A 16,048-nucleotide genomic window follows, 5' to 3' on the forward strand; every position below is an offset into this window, starting at 1 on the left:
TCCGCTGCATGAATCTACGCAACAGGTTGAAAACCTAAGGCCCGATACGGCATGCGGACTGCAGGCAGAGAAAACTGGCCGATTTTCTCTGCACAGGAGGGATAATACAAGGCCTGATAAGCATAGCGCATCAGGCAATCTTGCGTTTGTCATCAGCCGCCGTCACCCCGACAGTATCGGGCTGACGGATAATAACTTACTCGATCCCTTTACTACGCAGGTAATCTTCGTAATTACCGCTAAAGTCGATCACGCGTTCCGGGGTGATTTCCAGAATTCGGGTCGCCAGGGAGCTTACGAACTCACGGTCGTGTGAAACAAAGATCAGCGTGCCCTGATACAGTTCCAGCGCCATGTTCAGCGACTCAATGGATTCCATATCCAGGTGGTTGGTCGGTTCGTCCATGATCAGAATGTTCGGCTTCTGCATCATTAACTTACCAAACAGCATCCGCCCTTTTTCCCCACCGGAAAGCACTTTAGCTGGCTTTTTGATGTCGTCCTGGCTGAACAGCAAACGACCGAGAATGCTGCGTACCGCCTGCTCGTCATCGCCTTCCTGCTTCCACTGGCTCATCCATTCGAACACGGTCAGATCATTTTCAAACTCATATTCGTGGTCCTGAGCATAGTAACCAATGCGCGCGTTTTCAGACCATTTTACGGTGCCGCTGTCCGGTTGCAGATCGCCCACCAGCGTTTTCAACAGCGTTGATTTACCGACGCCGTTGGTACCCAGTACCGCCAGTTTTTCACCGACCTCCAGCAGCAGGTTGAGATTTTTAAACAGCGGACCGTTATCAAACCCTTTGGTCAGACCTTCCACTTCCAGCGCATTACGGAACAGTTTCTTATCCTGTTCAAAACGGATGAACGGGTTCTGACGGCTGGAGGCTTTCACCTCTTCCAGTTTGATTTTATCAATCTGGCGCGCGCGCGAAGTTGCCTGGCGAGATTTCGAGGCGTTGGCGCTAAAGCGGCTAACGAAAGATTGCAGCTCAGCAATCTGCGCCTTCTTCTTGGCGTTATCAGCCAGCAGACGTTCACGCGCCTGGGTCGCCGCCGTCATGTACTCATCGTAGTTGCCCGGATAAACGCGCAGCTCGCCGTAATCCAGATCCGCCATGTGGGTACAAACCATGTTAAGGAAGTGACGGTCGTGCGAGATGATGATCATGGTGCTGTCACGCTCGTTCAGCACCTGTTCCAGCCAACGAATGGTGTCGATGTCGAGGTTGTTGGTCGGTTCGTCGAGCAGGAGAATGTCCGGATCAGCAAACAGCGCCTGCGCCAGCAGCACACGCAGCTTCCAGCCAGGAGCAACTTCACTCATCGGGCCGTAGTGTTGTTCCACTGGAATTCCCACGCCAAGCAACAGTTCACCGGCGCGAGCTTCCGCAGAGTAACCGTCCATTTCGCCGTATTTCACTTCCAGATCGGCCACTTTATAACCGTCTTCTTCGCTCATTTCCGGCAAAGCATAGATACGGTCGCGCTCCTGCTTCACTTCCCACAACTCTTTATGCCCCATGATCACCGTATCCAGCACGGTGAACTCTTCAAAGGCAAACTGATCCTGACGCAATTTACCAATGCGCTCGTTGGGATCGAGGGAAACGTTACCCAGCGTCGGCTCTAAGTCGCCGCCGAGGATCTTCATAAAGGTGGATTTACCACTACCGTTCGCGCCAATCAGGCCGTAACGGTTGCCGCCGCCAAACTTGACGGAAATGTTTTCAAACAACGGCTTACTGCCGAACTGCATGGTGACGTTACTGGAAACTAACACAGGCGTATCCTGAAAAGAGATATGACAAACCGCGTATTATGCCATAAGTCTGAAAGAAGATCCTGCTCCTCGCTTAAGGTCTACACTCAAGCCAAAGGCAAAAAATGTGATTTCGTACACATCTGATTTCACTGTGAGCTGGAATGAACTTATAATGCGCTTCCAATACTCTAATATTCTCAACCCAATGGCCTGCCAGGCACAAAATCTCGCTTAACATGAATATGAAATTGAAAACATTATTCGCAGCGGCCTTCGCTGTTGTCGGCTTTTGCAGTACCGCCTCTGCGGTAACTTATCCTCTGCCAACCGACGGGAGTCGCCTGGTTGGTCAGAATCAGGTGATCACCATTCCTGAAGGTAACACTCAGCCGCTGGAGTATTTTGCCGCGGAGTACCAGATGGGGCTTTCCAATATGATGGAAGCGAACCCGGGTGTGGATACCTTCCTGCCGAAAGGCGGTACTGTACTGAACATTCCGCAGCAGCTGATCCTGCCGGATACCGTTCATGAAGGCATCGTCATTAACAGTGCAGAGATGCGTCTGTATTACTATCCGAAAGGGACCAACACCGTTATCGTGCTGCCGATCGGCATTGGTCAGTTAGGCAAAGATACGCCTATCAACTGGACCACCAAAGTTGAGCGTAAGAAAGCAGGCCCGACCTGGACGCCGACCGCCAAAATGCACGCAGAGTACCGCGCTGCGGGCGAACCGCTTCCGGCTGTCGTTCCGGCAGGTCCGGATAACCCGATGGGGCTGTATGCACTCTACATCGGTCGCCTGTACGCTATCCATGGCACCAACGCCAACTTCGGTATCGGCCTGCGTGTAAGTCATGGTTGTGTGCGTCTGCGTAACGAAGACATCAAATTCCTGTTCGAGAAAGTGCCTGTCGGTACTCGCGTGCAGTTTATTGATGAGCCGGTGAAAGCGACTACCGAACCAGACGGCAGCCGTTACATTGAAGTCCATAACCCGCTGTCTACCACCGAAGCCCAGTTTGAAGGTCAGGAAATTGTGCCAATTACCCTGACGAAGAGCGTGCAGACAGTGACCGGTCAGCCAGATGTTGACCAGGTTGTTCTTGATGAAGCGATTAAAAACCGCTCCGGGATGCCGGTTCGTCTGAATTAATCGTCAAAACGTAAAACAAAGGCGGACTCATCATCCGCCTTTTTTATTTGCCTGACCTTACCAGGCCGGGATCATAACTAACAAAACGTATCCCACCAGCGCCGCCCACAACAGCATCGGTATTGAATAGAGATGGAAACGCCACCAGATGCGGCGATCGTTCGCCATCCGTAACGCAATCAAATTTGCCAGCGATCCGGGTAATAAACCAAAGCCACCTACGTTTACCGCCCATGCCAATAATAAAGACGGTGGCACATAATTGAGCAGCAAAATGGTACTCGGCACGTTACTGATCACCTGCGATAAACCGATTGCCGTTAACCATAACCCGGGTTCAGATAAATGACTCACGTTACCCAACACGCCTTGCAACGCTGGAAGCTGGGTCAGTAAATGGACGTCGATAAACATCGCCATAAACACCAGCAGCAGCGTCCAGTCCACACTGAGCACCACGCGACGTGCCAGCAGCGCAAAGCCTGCCGCCACAATCACCAGTCCCCACAGCTCTTGTTTGAACTCCAGCGCCGTCAGAAAGACGATATACAGCCCCAGACAACTCCACACCAGCCGCGGTTTCCACTCCGGCGTTTGCGCCCCCGTATGGTACGGCAGCGCCTTTCCAGGGAAACAACACCAGCACAACAGCAGGAGTGTCAGCATCATTGCGCCAGCCAGCGGTGCCATTTGGGCAATAAATCCGGCAAACGAAAGACCAGAACGTCCCCAGATAAGAATATTTTGCGGGTTGCCAATTGGCGTCAGTAGCGAACCCGCATTGACTGCCAGCGCCTCAAAAATAATCAGCCGATTAACCGGGATCTCACACAGTCTTTTTAGCGTGATAGTCAGCGGAACAACTATAAACAGCGCGACATCGTTGGTCAGAAAGGTAGAAAGCAGCGCCGCCGCCAGCACCATAAACATCGCCAGCCGACGCTCCGTAGCAAAGCGGCGCACCATTTTGCGCCCCAGCACATCAAAATAGCCGCTTAACTCCACACCTTTGGTCAGCAGCATCAGGCCGCTTAAGGTGATGATGGTGTGCCAGTCGATAGCAGCAGGCCATGATTTCGGTGCAAAGGGCACGAAAAAGCTTAATCCGATACCAACAAGAATTAATAACTGAAAAAAACGATCGCCTTGCAGCGTGCGTAAAAAAGGCAGGCTCATTTGGCACCGTGTTTCTGGGTAAACAAACGAAAAGCGTCGAGCGTCTCTTCACTAACATGGTGCTCCATGCCTTCCGCGTCGCGACGGGCGATTTCCGGACTGACGCCCAACACCAACAAGAAATTTTCGACTATCTGATGTCGCTCGCGGCTTTCCTGCGCCAGCTTCTCTCCTTCTGCCGTTAAAAACACGCCACGCCAGGGGATCATTTCAATCAGCCCCATGGTTGCCAGTCGCTTAAGCATTTTAGCCACCGTCGGTTGCGAAACTCCCAAACGAGCAGCCATGTCTACCTGACGAGCTTCCCCCACTTCCCTGATCAAGTCAGAAATCAGCTCAACGTAATCATCAATAAGCTCGCGCCGATGCGCCTCTCTGACCTGGCGGAACCCTTCAACGTGCTCTTCCACGTTCACTAACTGCGTCACTTTTTTTGCTGTTGGCGTACCTGCGCGACGACTCATTGTGCTTCCTCATTATGGTGACGCATACCTAGCGTTCTCATTTCGTGCGCACATTGTAAACCAGAGTTGCGAAGGTACAAAAAATTAACGTTTTAGCAATAGCTATATAATATAGCCTGTGCTATATCTGTATGTAATGCAATCATCCCTCAAGGATCGACGGGATTAGCAAGTCAGGAGGTCTTATGAATGAGTTCAAGAGGTGTATGCGCGTGTTTAGTCATTCTCCCTTTAAAGTACGGTTAATGCTGCTCTCTATGTTGTGCGATATGGTCAACAACAAACCGCAGCAAGATAAACCTTCCGATAAATAGCGGCGTCGCGGTACGCCGCTTCACTCCTGCTTTTATGCAGGCACAACGCGTTTTGGTCTGAAAAACCCCACTTTTTGTCGGATTTGCAATCCCCTTCGCAAAAGATTTGTTCGTCAGTAGTTGACCTGAACGGCGGCTCGCTCTATCTTCTTGCAGCCCTGCGTATATTGCGGCTCGCGGATGCGGACCCCTTTCCCCTCTCCACGCACTCTTGCAGGTATTGACCCTTGACGCCAGGGTAAGCACATGGCGTTTGTTACGATAGTGGCATATGAATTTAACCCTCAAAGAATCGCTTGTTACCCGTAGCCGGGTATTTAGCCCGTGGACTGCGTTCTACTTTTTACAGTCGCTATTAATTAACCTCGGCTTAGGTTATCCCTTCAGTTTGCTCTACACCGCTGCGTTTACGGCTATTTTGCTTTTGCTATGGCGAACATTGCCTCGCGTACAAAAAGTTCTGGTCGGTGTCAGTTCGCTGGTGGCGGCTTGTTATTTCCCTTTTGCTCAGGCCTACGGCGCGCCTAATTTCAATACATTGCTGGCATTGCACTCCACCAATATGGAAGAGTCGACCGAAATCCTGACGATTTTTCCGTGGTACAGCTACCTGGTCGGCTTATTTATTTTTGCGCTCGGCGTAATAGCAATCAGGCGAAAAAAAGAGAATGAAAAAGCGCGCTGGAATACCTTCGACAGCCTGTGTCTGGTATTCAGTGTGGCGACATTTTTTGTTGCTCCCGTGCAAAACCTGGCCTGGGGCGGCGTATTTAAACTGAAAGATACTGGCTATCCGGTATTTCGTTTTGCTAAGGATGTCATCGTCAATAATAACGAGGTGATTGAAGAGCAAGAACGGATGGCAAAACTTTCCGGAATGAAAGATACCTGGACGGTCACTGCCGTTAAGCCGAAGTATCAGACCTATGTGGTGGTGATCGGTGAAAGCGCGCGTCGCGATGCCCTCGGTGCCTTTGGCGGTCACTGGGACAATACCCCGTTTGCCAGCAGCGTTAACGGTTTGATATTTGCTGACTACATTGCCGCCAGTGGCTCCACGCAGAAATCGCTTGGCTTAACGCTCAATCGCGTTGTCGATGGCAAACCACAGTTTCAGGATAACTTTGTCACCCTGGCAAATCGCGCGGGCTTCCAGACCTGGTGGTTTTCCAACCAGGGCCAAATCGGCGAATACGATACCGCCATCGCCAGCATCGCCAAACGTGCAGATGAAGTGTACTTCCTGAAAGAAGGTAATTTTGAAGCAGATAAAAACACGAAAGACGAAGCGTTACTGGATATGACCGCTCAAGTGCTGGCGCAAGAGCACTCGCAACCGCAGCTGATTGTTCTACATCTGATGGGCTCGCATCCGCAGGCCTGCGACAGGACACAAGGCAAATACGAAACCTTTGTGCAATCAAAAGAAACGTCGTGCTATCTCTATACCATGACGCAAACGGACGATTTACTGCGCAAACTGTACGATCAGTTACGCAACAGCGGCAGCAGCTTCTCGCTGGTTTACTTTTCTGACCACGGTCTGGCCTTTAAAGAGCGCGGTAAAGACGTGCAATACCTTGCCCATGATGATAAGTATCAGCAAAATTTCCAGGTGCCTTTTATGGTCATTTCCAGCGACGATAAAGCGCATCGGGTGATTAAAGCCCGCCGCTCAGCCAATGACTTCTTAGGTTTTTTCTCCCAGTGGACGGGAATTAAAGCGAAGGAAATTAACATCAAATACCCGTTTATATCTGAGAAGAAAGCCGGGCCGATATACATCACCAACTTCCAGTTACAGAAGGTAGATTACAACCATCTCGGAACCGATATTTTCGACCCGAAACCTTAAAAACAAAAATCCGCCCCGAGAGGCGGATTTTTTATATCACCGAAGTGATTAGAAGCGGTAACCAACACCGGCAATCCAGGTGCCTACGTCAACGCTACGAATACGGCTCTGCTCGTAAGAGAAGTCCAGAGCAACGTTTTCCATCGGGTTGAACTGCAGACCAGCACCGTAGGAGAAACCGTAGTCGCTGGTGTCGTGTTTGTAGGTCGGGTATTCAGTGGTCTGGAATTTACCATAACCCACACCCACTACACCGTAGATGCTTGCCCAGTCGTTAATGCGGTAAGCCGGACCAGCAGTGATGCCGTAGTACTGGTTTTTGTTGTAGTCACCAGAGCTTGCAGTACGGCTTTTCTCGGTGTAAGTGAAAGAACCGATCACACCCAGCGGGCTGTTGTCTTCTTCATAGCGGTATTTCAGGTTGAAACCGCCCATTTTGTTCATTTGGCCCTGAGCGTCGCTCTGTGCGTAACCGCCAGTTACAGTAGAAGTCGCAGCTACGGAAGTACCTGCGGTGAAAGCCAGAACTGCGGCCAGTGCTGAAAGACATGCAATTTTTTTCATAACCACCTCAAATGTGATTCAAATAAGTCCTAAGTTTTAAATATATCAAAAATTAATGGGAAACTCTTCGCGATTTATGATGTCTAACGGGCCATTTCATGTAACAGAACGTTTCCATACACCGCTATCCATCTAAATTTAAATCACTTTTTCAGAGAACTGCGTAAGTATTACGCATGTTTTCCCTGTCATTCATCCAGATTATTCCTAATCACCAGACTAATGATTCCATCAATCCTGGCGCATTTTAGTCAAAACGGGGGAAAATTTTTTCAACAAATGCTCAACCAGCATTGGGTATATCCAGTACACTCCACGCTTTACTTAGGTTTAGATATTTGTGGGAGAAAGGATGCCTGGTTCATTACGTAAAATGCCGGTCTGGTTACCAATAGTCATATTGCTCGTTGCCATGGCGTCTATTCAGAGTGGAGCCTCGTTAGCTAAGTCACTTTTTCCTCTGGTGGGCGCACCGGGGGTCACTGCGCTGCGTCTGGCATTAGGCACGCTGATCCTCATCGCGTTCTTTAAGCCATGGCGACTGCGCTTTGCCAAAGAGCAGCGGTTACCGCTGTTGTTTTACGGCGTTTCGCTGGGGGGGATGAATTATCTTTTTTATCTTTCTATTCAGACGGTACCGCTGGGTATTGCGGTGGCGCTGGAGTTCACCGGACCACTGGCGGTGGCGCTGTTCTCTTCTCGTCGCCCGGTAGATTTCGTCTGGGTTGTTCTGGCGGTTCTTGGTCTGTGGTTCCTGCTACCGCTGGGGCAAGACGTTTCCCATGTCGATTTAACCGGCTGTGCGCTGGCTCTGGGGGCCGGGGCTTGTTGGGCTATTTACATTTTAAGTGGGCAACGCGCAGGAGCGGAACATGGCCCTGCGACGGTGGCAATTGGTTCGTTGATTGCAGCGTTAATTTTCGTGCCAATTGGAGCGCTTCAGGCTGGTGAAGCACTCTGGCACTGGTCGGTTATTCCATTGGGTCTGGCGGTCGCTATTCTCTCGACCGCTCTGCCTTATTCGCTGGAAATGATTGCCCTCACCCGTTTGCCAACACGCACATTTGGTACGCTAATGAGCATGGAACCTGCGCTGGCTGCCGTTTCCGGGATGATTTTCCTCGGAGAAACACTGACACCCATACAGCTGCTGGCGCTCGGCGCTATCATCGCCGCTTCAATGGGTTCTACGCTGACAGTACGCAAAGAGAGCAAAATAAAAGAATTAGACATAAATTAAATTTACATTACTGCATGGTTATGCATAACCATGCAGATTTTCTCGCTACTTTTCCTCTACACCGTCTTTATATATCGAATTATGCAAAAGCATATTTATTCCGAAAATTCCTGGCGAGCAAATAAATAAGAATTGTTCTTATTAATATATCTAACTCATTGAGTTTTTATTGGTTTTGTTTTTTCACGCTTGTTACCACTATTAGTGTGATAGGAACAGCCAGAATAGCGGAACACATAGCTGGTGCTATACTTAGTCTCGTTAATTACTGGGACATAACATCAAGAGGATATGAAATTATGAGTACCGCTAAATTAGTTAAATCAAAAGCGACCAATCTGCTTTATACCCGCAACGATGTCTCTGATAGCGAGAAAAAAGCAACAGTAGAGTTGCTGAATCGCCAGGTTATCCAGTTTATTGATCTTTCTTTGATTACCAAACAAGCGCACTGGAACATGCGCGGCGCTAACTTCATTGCCGTACATGAAATGCTGGATGGCTTCCGCACTGCACTGATCGATCATCTGGATACCATGGCAGAACGTGCAGTGCAGCTGGGCGGTGTAGCTCTGGGGACCACTCAAGTTATTAACAGCAAAACTCCGCTGAAAAGTTACCCGCTGGACATCCACAACGTTCAGGATCACCTGAAAGAGCTGGCTGACCGTTACGCAATCGTCGCTAATGACGTACGCAAAGCGATTGGCGAAGCGAAAGATGACGACACCGCAGATATCCTGACCGCCGCGTCTCGCGACCTGGATAAATTCCTGTGGTTTATCGAGTCTAACATCGAATAAATCCATCGCTGATGGTGCAGAACTTTAGTACACGATAAAAGCGGCTTCCTGACAGGAGGCCGTTTTGTTTTGTAGCCCGCCTCAACGCACTTATTTAGTGCATCCATCTGCTATCACCAGCTGGTTAAGTAAATTTTTTGTATCCACATCATCACACAATCGTTACATAAAGATTGTTTTTTCATCAGGTTTTACGCTAAATAATCACTGTGTTGAGTGCACAATTTTAGCGCACCAGTTTGGTGCCCCAGAATGGTGCATCTTCAGGGTATTGCCCTATAAATCGTGCATCACGTTTTTGCCGCATCTCGAAAAATCAATGAGTTGCAAAACTGGCACGATTTTTTCATATATGTGAATGTCACGCAGGGGATCGTCCCGTGGATAGAAAAAAGGAAATGCTATGAAGTCTGTATTAAAAGTTTCACTGGCTGCACTGACCCTGGCTTTTGCGGTTTCTTCTCATGCCGCGGATAAAAAATTAGTTGTCGCGACGGATACCGCCTTCGTTCCGTTTGAATTTAAACAGGGCGATAAATACGTGGGCTTTGACGTTGATCTGTGGGCTGCCATCGCTAAAGAGCTGAAGCTGGATTACGAACTGAAGCCGATGGATTTCAGTGGGATCATTCCGGCACTGCAAACCAAAAACGTCGATCTGGCGCTGGCGGGCATTACCATCACCGACGAGCGTAAAAAAGCGATCGATTTCTCTGACGGCTACTACAAAAGCGGCCTGTTAGTGATGGTGAAAGCTAACAATAACGATGTGAAAAGCGTGAAAGATCTCGACGGGAAAGTGGTTGCTGTGAAGAGCGGCACTGGCTCCGTTGATTACGCGAAAGCAAACATCAAAACTAAAGATCTGCGTCAGTTCCCGAACATCGATAACGCCTATATGGAACTGGGCACCAACCGCGCAGACGCCGTTCTGCACGATACGCCAAACATTCTGTACTTCATCAAAACCGCCGGTAACGGTCAGTTCAAAGCGGTAGGTGACTCTCTGGAAGCACAGCAATACGGTATTGCGTTCCCGAAAGGTAGCGACGAGCTGCGTGACAAAGTCAACGGCGCGTTGAAAACCCTGCGCGAGAACGGAACTTACAACGAAATCTACAAAAAATGGTTCGGTACTGAACCGAAATAATAACGCTACGCCTGTAAGGCGCACTGGCAGTTCCCTCTCCCCTCTGGGGAGAGGATTAGGGTGAGGGGCGCAAACCCGCTCCGGGGCCATTAATTACCCTGAATTTGATTATTTACACCACGGTAACAGGAACAACATATGCAGTTTGACTGGAGTGCCATCTGGCCTGCCATTCCGCTTCTGATTGAAGGTGCCAAAATGACCCTGTGGATCTCGGTCCTCGGTCTGGCTGGCGGCCTGGTGATCGGATTGCTGGCAGGTTTTGCACGCACCTTCGGTGGTTGGATAGCCAACCACGTCGCGCTGGTCTTTATTGAAGTGATCCGCGGCACACCTATCGTCGTCCAGGTGATGTTTATCTATTTCGCCCTGCCGATGGCGTTTAACGACTTACGCATCGACCCGTTTACTGCGGCGGTGGTCACCATCATGATCAACTCCGGCGCGTACATTGCGGAAATCACGCGTGGTGCGGTGCTGTCTATTCACAAAGGTTTTCGTGAAGCAGGACTGGCGCTCGGTCTTTCACGTTGGGAAACCATTCGCTACGTCATTTTACCGCTGGCACTGCGTCGTATGCTGCCACCGCTGGGTAACCAGTGGATCATCAGCATTAAAGACACCTCGCTGTTTATTGTTATCGGCGTGGCGGAACTGACCCGTCAGGGGCAAGAAATTATTGCCGGTAACTTCCGCGCCCTTGAGATCTGGAGCGCCGTGGCGGTGTTCTATCTGATTATTACCCTGGTGCTGAGCTTTATTCTGCGTCGTCTGGAAAGAAGGATGAAAATCCTGTGATTGAATTTAAAAACGTCTCCAAGCATTTTGGTCCAACCCAGGTGCTGCACAATATCGATTTGAACATTGCTCAGGGCGAAGTCGTGGTGATTATCGGGCCGTCCGGTTCCGGTAAATCGACCCTGCTGCGCTGCATCAACAAACTGGAAGAAATCACTTCCGGCGATCTGATTGTCGATGGCCTGAAGGTTAACGATCCGAAAGTTGACGAGCGCCTGATTCGCCAGGAAGCAGGTATGGTGTTCCAGCAGTTTTACCTCTTCCCGCATCTGACGGCGCTGGAAAACGTCATGTTTGGTCCGCTACGCGTGCGTGGCGCGAACAAAGAAGAGGCGGAAAAACTGGCGCGTGAGCTGCTGGCGAAAGTCGGTCTGGCAGAACGTGCACATCACTACCCTTCCGAACTTTCTGGTGGTCAACAGCAGCGTGTGGCGATCGCACGCGCGCTGGCGGTGAAGCCGAAAATGATGCTGTTTGATGAACCGACTTCCGCTCTTGACCCGGAACTGCGCCATGAAGTGCTGAAGGTTATGCAGGATCTGGCTGAAGAAGGGATGACGATGGTGATCGTGACACACGAAATCGGTTTTGCCGAGAAAGTAGCTTCGCGCCTGATCTTTATCGACAAAGGCCGGATTGCGGAAGATGGCGATCCGCAGGTGTTGATCAAGAACCCACCGAGCCAGCGCTTGCAGGAATTTTTGCAGCACGTCTCTTAACTTCTCAGCCTCCCTTTCCCCGAAAGGGAGGCACACCAGATTCCTCTCATTTAAAATCGCTCCTCCCCCAGCATCTATACTTATCTTTTTGCTCTGTTTTCTCACTGGAGGAGTCATGCGGTGGATCCTGTTCATCCTCTTCTGCCTGCTGGGCGCACCTGCCCACGCGGTATCCATACCCGGCGTTACAACCACAACGACAACGGACTCAACGACTGAACCGGCCCCGGAACCGGATATCGAACAAAAAAAAGCGGCCTATGGCGCACTGGCGGATGTGCTGGATAATGACACCTCGCGTAAAGAGTTGATCGACCAGTTGCGCACCGTCGCCGCGACGCCCCCGGCAGAACCCGTACCGAAGATCGTGCCGCCGACGCTGGTTGAAGAGCAAACCGTGCTGCAAAAGGTCACCGAAGTCAGCCGCCATTATGGTGAAGCCCTTTCCGCCCGCTTCGGGCAACTTTATCGCAATATCACCGGCTCCCCGCATAAGCCGTTTAATCCACAAACCTTCAGCAATGCGTTGACCCATTTTTCAATGTTAGCGGTATTAGTGTTTGGTTTTTACTGGCTGATTCGCCTGTGCGCACTTCCGCTGTATCGCAAAATGGGCCAGTGGGCGCGGCAAAAAAATCGTGAGCGCAATAACTGGTTGCAGCTTCCGGCGATGATTATCGGGGCGTTTATTATCGACCTTCTGTTACTGGCACTGACATTATTTGTCGGTCAGGTTTTAAGCGACAACCTGAATGCGGGCAGTCGCACCATCGCTTTCCAACAAAGTTTGTTTCTCAACGCCTTTGCCCTGATTGAATTTTTCAAAGCCGTACTACGCCTGATTTTTTGCCCAAACGTGGCGGAACTGCGCCCGTTCACGATTCATGACGAGACCGCCCGTTACTGGAGTCGTCGCCTGAGCTGGTTAAGCAGCCTGATTGGCTATGGTCTGATTGTGGCTGTGCCGATTATCTCTAATCAGGTGAATGTACAGATAGGTGCGCTGGCGAACGTCATCATTATGCTGTGCATGACGGTCTGGGCGCTGTACCTGATCTTTCGTAATAAAAAAGAGATTACCCAGCATTTGCTCAACTTCGCGGAGCATTCGCTGGCCTTTTTCAGCCTGTTTATCCGCGCCTTTGCGCTGGTGTGGCACTGGCTGGCAAGCGCCTATTTTATCGTGCTGTTTTTCTTTTCGTTGTTCGATCCGGGCAACAGCCTGAAATTTATGATGGGTGCAACGGTGCGCAGCCTGGCGATTATTGGTATCGCAGCATTTGTTTCCGGTATGTTTTCCCGCTGGCTGGCGAAAACCATCACCCTCTCGCCACATACTCAGCGTAACTATCCCGAGCTGCAAAAACGGCTGAATGGATGGCTTTCGGCGGCACTGAAAACAGCGCGTATTCTGACAGTCTGCGTGGCGGTAATGCTGCTGTTGAGCGCATGGGGATTGTTCGATTTCTGGAACTGGCTGCAAAACGGCGCGGGGCAGAAAACCGTAGATATCCTGATCCGTATCGCACTCATTCTTTTCTTCTCGGCGGTTGGCTGGACAGTGCTCGCCAGTTTGATCGAAAACCGGCTGGCTTCGGATATTCATGGCCGCCCGCTACCCAGCGCCCGTACGCGTACCCTGCTGACGCTGTTTCGTAACGCGCTGGCGGTGATTATCAGTACCATCACCATCATGATTGTGTTGTCGGAAATCGGCGTTAATATCGCGCCATTGCTGGCAGGTGCCGGGGCATTAGGTCTGGCTATCTCGTTTGGTTCGCAAACGCTGGTGAAAGATATTATCACCGGGGTATTTATTCAGTTTGAAAACGGCATGAACACTGGAGATTTGGTGACTATCGGGCCGTTGACCGGCACTGTGGAACGGATGTCGATTCGCTCCGTGGGCGTGCGTCAGGATACCGGGGCGTATCACATCATTCCGTGGTCTTCGATAACTACCTTTGCTAACTTCGTCCGCGGCATTGGTTCGGTGGTGGCAAATTACGATGTTGATCGCCATGAAGATGCTGATAAAGCCAATCAGGCACTGAAAGATGCGGTAGCGGAATTAATGGAAAACGAAGAAATTCGCGGGCTGATTATTGGTGAACCGAATTTTGCCGGGATTGTCGGCTTAAGCAATACCGCGTTTACACTGCGTGTTTCGTTCACCACGCTGCCACTCAAACAGTGGACGGTCCGCTTTGCCCTCGACAGCCAGGTGAAAAAACATTTCGACCTGGCGGGCGTTCGCGCGCCAGTGCAGACTTATCAGGTGCTGCCTGCTCCGGGCGCGACCCCGGCTGAACCGTTGCCGCCGGGGGAACCAACGCTTTAACGCTGGCGATTGACAAAACGGCGGCGCTGCTCGTCGTTCATAAAGGTCCAGGCTATAAAGCGGCTCTGCTTTTGCCCCTGGGCCATCTCTTTTTTGACCACTTTCACCGCGCCCACGTCCGTCAGAGCACGATACAACGGCGGTAAGTTTTCGCCACGAGATACCAGCGAGGTAAACCACATCACCTGCTTCGCGAAGCCTTTGCTCTCTTCAATCATCTTTTTAATAAAAGCGACTTCACCGCCTTCACACCACAACTCCTGTTGCTGACCACCAAAATTCAGTGCATCGTCTTTGTTTAGCCCCAGGTTACGGCGTTTACGTTCACTACCTGCCCGTGCCGCAGCGGCGGAATCGTGGAATGGCGGGTTACACAAGGTCGCGTCGTATTGCTCGTTTTTATGGATGATGCCGTTAAAAATCGCCCCACTCTCTTTTTGCCGACGCAGACGAATGGCGCGGTTAAGCCCCGGATTAGCACTGATGATCGCCTGCGCACTGCTTAACGCCTGGCTGCTGGTTTCACTACCAGTAAAACGCCAGCCATATTCATGTACGCCAATCAGCGGATAAATACAGTTCGCACCAACGCCGATATCCAGAATGCTGGCATTAGCTGGAATTGATCCTGTTGCTTCTGCCAGTAAATCGGCAAGGTGATGAATATAATCCGCCCGGCCCGGTACTGGTGGGCAGAGAAAACCGTCGGGGATATCCCAGTTCGCTACGGCGTAAAAATGGGCCAGCAACGCCTTATTGAGCGCCTTCACCGCCAGCGGATTGGCAAAGTCTACGCTTTGCTCCCCGGCGGGTGTAAGCGTGAGGAATTGCCTGAGTTCAGGATTGACCTGACAAAGTGTGGCGAGATCGTAGCTGCTGTGATGACGGTTGCGCGGATGCAACCCCGGTTTCTGGGCGGACATAGCATTCTCCTTTAAGCAGCGGCGTAAGATACCCGCATAACGCGACAGGGTAAATATCTGGCTGCGTTTATCATTTCTAAAAACCTTCACATGGCTATGGTTTATGGCAATTCACCATAAAAATCATCATCATGCATGTCATTGATTTGTCTTATTTTGTAAAAATATATCGTTCAAAAAATAAGCGCATCTCTGTCAATTTTTTGCGTCATTTTCATCGCCCAGGCGACCTACACTTATCAGGCACTACCCGTTGTATTTATGAGGATGTCATTATGAAAAAGTGCCTCACACTACTGATTGCCACCGTCCTGAGCGGAATCTCTCTCACGGCTTATGCCGCGCAACCGATGAGTAACCTGGACAGCGGTCAGCTACGGCCCGCCGGTACCGTTTCGGCAACTGGCGCATCAAACCTAAGCGATCTGGAGGATAAACTGGCAGAAAAAGCGCGCGAACAAGGCGCGAAAGGTTATGTCATTAATTCCGCAGGCGGAAATGACCAGATGTTCGGTACTGCAATCATCTACAAATAACCCCACCAACGTAACTGCATTCGCCTCTGGATGCAGTTTTCGTCCGATTTGTAAGCAAAAAACATCAAATATGAACGCAATGTAAATAAATGTATTTCTTTTTCGCGCAATGGGTGATAGAAAAACGCGCCAAGTGATAATGCTTATCAAAATTATTATCACTTGCACGAACGCTATCACGAGATTAACAGTGGCATCGCATCCGCAGAGATGCTTTCTCGTGGCAGTGAAAATTTC

16 protein-coding genes are annotated in these 16,048 nt (G+C 50.4%); 10 read left to right on the forward strand and 6 right to left on the reverse strand.

The window, feature by feature from the left end; translation table 11 throughout:
• Positions 1 to 196 precede the first annotated feature (196 nt).
• Entirely contained in the window at positions 197 to 1,789 is a 1,593-nt protein-coding gene (locus ACJHYW_RS07530) for an ABC-F family ATPase (protein ID WP_000961458.1), read from the reverse strand.
• A gap of 218 nt (positions 1,790 to 2,007) precedes the next feature.
• On the opposite strand from ACJHYW_RS07530, the gene ldtB reads away from it, so the two are divergent.
• A complete protein-coding gene (gene ldtB / locus ACJHYW_RS07535; protein ID WP_001056384.1) occupies positions 2,008 to 2,928 on the forward strand; it encodes a L,D-transpeptidase in 921 nt (306 codons plus the stop codon).
• 57 nt (positions 2,929 to 2,985) lie between these two features.
• Here the strand turns inward: ldtB and ACJHYW_RS07540 are convergent, their stop codons facing one another.
• Positions 2,986 to 4,104, reverse strand: coding sequence for an anion transporter (locus ACJHYW_RS07540; protein WP_000056418.1), 1,119 nt, complete (start codon positions 4,102 to 4,104; stop codon positions 2,986 to 2,988).
• Positions 4,101 to 4,568 carry a manganese-binding transcriptional regulator MntR gene (gene mntR, locus ACJHYW_RS07545; RefSeq protein WP_000091016.1) on the reverse strand — a complete coding sequence of 156 codons (468 nt, stop codon included), beginning with the start codon at positions 4,566 to 4,568 and terminating at the stop codon, positions 4,101 to 4,103. Before mntR ends, ACJHYW_RS07540 begins: the two co-directional genes overlap by 4 nt.
• Before the next feature lie 185 nt (positions 4,569 to 4,753).
• On the opposite strand from mntR, the gene mntS reads away from it, so the two are divergent.
• Positions 4,754 to 4,882, forward strand: coding sequence for a manganase accumulation protein MntS (gene mntS / locus ACJHYW_RS07550; RefSeq protein ID WP_001001761.1), 129 nt, complete (start codon positions 4,754 to 4,756; stop codon positions 4,880 to 4,882).
• A 271-nt stretch (positions 4,883 to 5,153) separates the two neighbouring features.
• Positions 5,154 to 6,737: a phosphoethanolamine transferase gene (gene opgE / locus ACJHYW_RS07555; RefSeq protein WP_001054678.1), complete on the forward strand. Its 1,584-nt coding sequence runs from the start codon at positions 5,154 to 5,156 to the stop codon at positions 6,735 to 6,737.
• 48 nt (positions 6,738 to 6,785) lie between these two features.
• On the opposite strand, the gene ompX is transcribed toward opgE, so the two are convergent.
• Together ompX and ACJHYW_RS07565 are read right to left on the reverse strand one after the other, a co-directional pair.
• Positions 6,786 to 7,301: an outer membrane protein OmpX gene (gene ompX / locus ACJHYW_RS07560; RefSeq protein WP_001295296.1), complete on the reverse strand. Its 516-nt coding sequence runs from the start codon at positions 7,299 to 7,301 to the stop codon at positions 6,786 to 6,788.
• A 52-nt stretch (positions 7,302 to 7,353) separates the two neighbouring features.
• Positions 7,354 to 7,419, reverse strand: coding sequence for a protein YliM (locus ACJHYW_RS07565; protein ID WP_120795379.1), 66 nt, complete (start codon positions 7,417 to 7,419; stop codon positions 7,354 to 7,356).
• 234 nt (positions 7,420 to 7,653) lie between these two features.
• Between ACJHYW_RS07565 and rhtA the strand changes: the two genes are divergently transcribed.
• The 6 genes from rhtA to ybiO all read left to right on the forward strand — a co-directional run bounded on the left by rhtA (position 7,654) and on the right by ybiO (position 14,352).
• Positions 7,654 to 8,541, forward strand: a complete 888-nt coding sequence (gene rhtA, locus ACJHYW_RS07570) for a threonine/homoserine exporter RhtA (RefSeq protein WP_001361720.1) — start codon at positions 7,654 to 7,656, stop codon at positions 8,539 to 8,541.
• Positions 8,542 to 8,840: 299 nt separating this feature from the next.
• Entirely contained in the window at positions 8,841 to 9,344 is a 504-nt protein-coding gene (gene dps, locus ACJHYW_RS07575) for a DNA starvation/stationary phase protection protein Dps (protein ID WP_000100800.1), read from the forward strand.
• Positions 9,345 to 9,747: 403 nt separating this feature from the next.
• Positions 9,748 to 10,494, forward strand: coding sequence for a glutamine ABC transporter substrate-binding protein GlnH (gene glnH / locus ACJHYW_RS07580; protein WP_000843866.1), 747 nt, complete (start codon positions 9,748 to 9,750; stop codon positions 10,492 to 10,494).
• Positions 10,495 to 10,632: 138 nt separating this feature from the next.
• The gene (glnP, locus tag ACJHYW_RS07585; protein WP_001159065.1) at positions 10,633 to 11,292 is read left to right on the forward strand and encodes a glutamine ABC transporter permease GlnP; all 660 of its coding nucleotides are present in this window, start codon (positions 10,633 to 10,635) and stop codon (positions 11,290 to 11,292) included.
• Entirely contained in the window at positions 11,289 to 12,011 is a 723-nt protein-coding gene (gene glnQ / locus ACJHYW_RS07590; RefSeq protein ID WP_000569080.1) for a glutamine ABC transporter ATP-binding protein GlnQ, read from the forward strand. Before glnP ends, glnQ begins: the two co-directional genes overlap by 4 nt.
• A 115-nt stretch (positions 12,012 to 12,126) precedes the next feature.
• Positions 12,127 to 14,352, forward strand: a complete 2,226-nt coding sequence (ybiO, locus tag ACJHYW_RS07595) for a mechanosensitive channel protein (RefSeq protein ID WP_001267228.1) — start codon at positions 12,127 to 12,129, stop codon at positions 14,350 to 14,352.
• Here ybiO and rlmF read toward each other — a convergent pair.
• Positions 14,349 to 15,275, reverse strand: coding sequence for a 23S rRNA (adenine(1618)-N(6))-methyltransferase RlmF (rlmF, locus tag ACJHYW_RS07600; protein WP_001361722.1), 927 nt, complete (start codon positions 15,273 to 15,275; stop codon positions 14,349 to 14,351). The two genes, ybiO and rlmF, sit on opposite strands and share 4 nt — an antisense overlap.
• A gap of 275 nt (positions 15,276 to 15,550) precedes the next feature.
• On the opposite strand from rlmF, the gene mcbA reads away from it, so the two are divergent.
• Positions 15,551 to 15,811 carry a DUF1471 family periplasmic protein McbA gene (gene mcbA / locus ACJHYW_RS07605; protein WP_000710618.1) on the forward strand — a complete coding sequence of 87 codons (261 nt, stop codon included), beginning with the start codon at positions 15,551 to 15,553 and terminating at the stop codon, positions 15,809 to 15,811.
• Positions 15,812 to 16,048 lie beyond the last annotated feature (237 nt).

The organism is Escherichia sp. WS3063 (assembly GCF_046486595.1).
GTDB lineage: Bacteria > Pseudomonadota > Gammaproteobacteria > Enterobacterales > Enterobacteriaceae > Escherichia > Escherichia coli.

What these genes read in the sequence shown, in the direction of transcription:
- ldtB (WP_001056384.1), top strand. Translation starts at nt 2,008, where the DNA reads ATGAATATGAAATTGAAAACATTATTCGCAGCGGCCTTCGCTGTTGTC.
- glnP (WP_001159065.1), top strand. Translation starts at nt 10,633, where the DNA reads ATGCAGTTTGACTGGAGTGCCATCTGGCCTGCCATTCCGCTTCTGATT.
- ACJHYW_RS07540 (WP_000056418.1), bottom strand. Translation starts at nt 4,104, where the DNA reads ATGAGCCTGCCTTTTTTACGCACGCTGCAAGGCGATCGTTTTTTTCAG.
- rhtA (WP_001361720.1), top strand. Translation starts at nt 7,654, where the DNA reads ATGCCTGGTTCATTACGTAAAATGCCGGTCTGGTTACCAATAGTCATA.
- glnH (WP_000843866.1), top strand. Translation starts at nt 9,748, where the DNA reads ATGAAGTCTGTATTAAAAGTTTCACTGGCTGCACTGACCCTGGCTTTT.
- ybiO (WP_001267228.1), top strand. Translation starts at nt 12,127, where the DNA reads ATGCGGTGGATCCTGTTCATCCTCTTCTGCCTGCTGGGCGCACCTGCC.
- mntR (WP_000091016.1), bottom strand. Translation starts at nt 4,568, where the DNA reads ATGAGTCGTCGCGCAGGTACGCCAACAGCAAAAAAAGTGACGCAGTTA.
- dps (WP_000100800.1), top strand. Translation starts at nt 8,841, where the DNA reads ATGAGTACCGCTAAATTAGTTAAATCAAAAGCGACCAATCTGCTTTAT.
- opgE (WP_001054678.1), top strand. Translation starts at nt 5,154, where the DNA reads ATGAATTTAACCCTCAAAGAATCGCTTGTTACCCGTAGCCGGGTATTT.
- mntS (WP_001001761.1), top strand. Translation starts at nt 4,754, where the DNA reads ATGAATGAGTTCAAGAGGTGTATGCGCGTGTTTAGTCATTCTCCCTTT.
- ompX (WP_001295296.1), bottom strand. Translation starts at nt 7,301, where the DNA reads ATGAAAAAAATTGCATGTCTTTCAGCACTGGCCGCAGTTCTGGCTTTC.
- mcbA (WP_000710618.1), top strand. Translation starts at nt 15,551, where the DNA reads ATGAAAAAGTGCCTCACACTACTGATTGCCACCGTCCTGAGCGGAATC.
- rlmF (WP_001361722.1), bottom strand. Translation starts at nt 15,275, where the DNA reads ATGTCCGCCCAGAAACCGGGGTTGCATCCGCGCAACCGTCATCACAGC.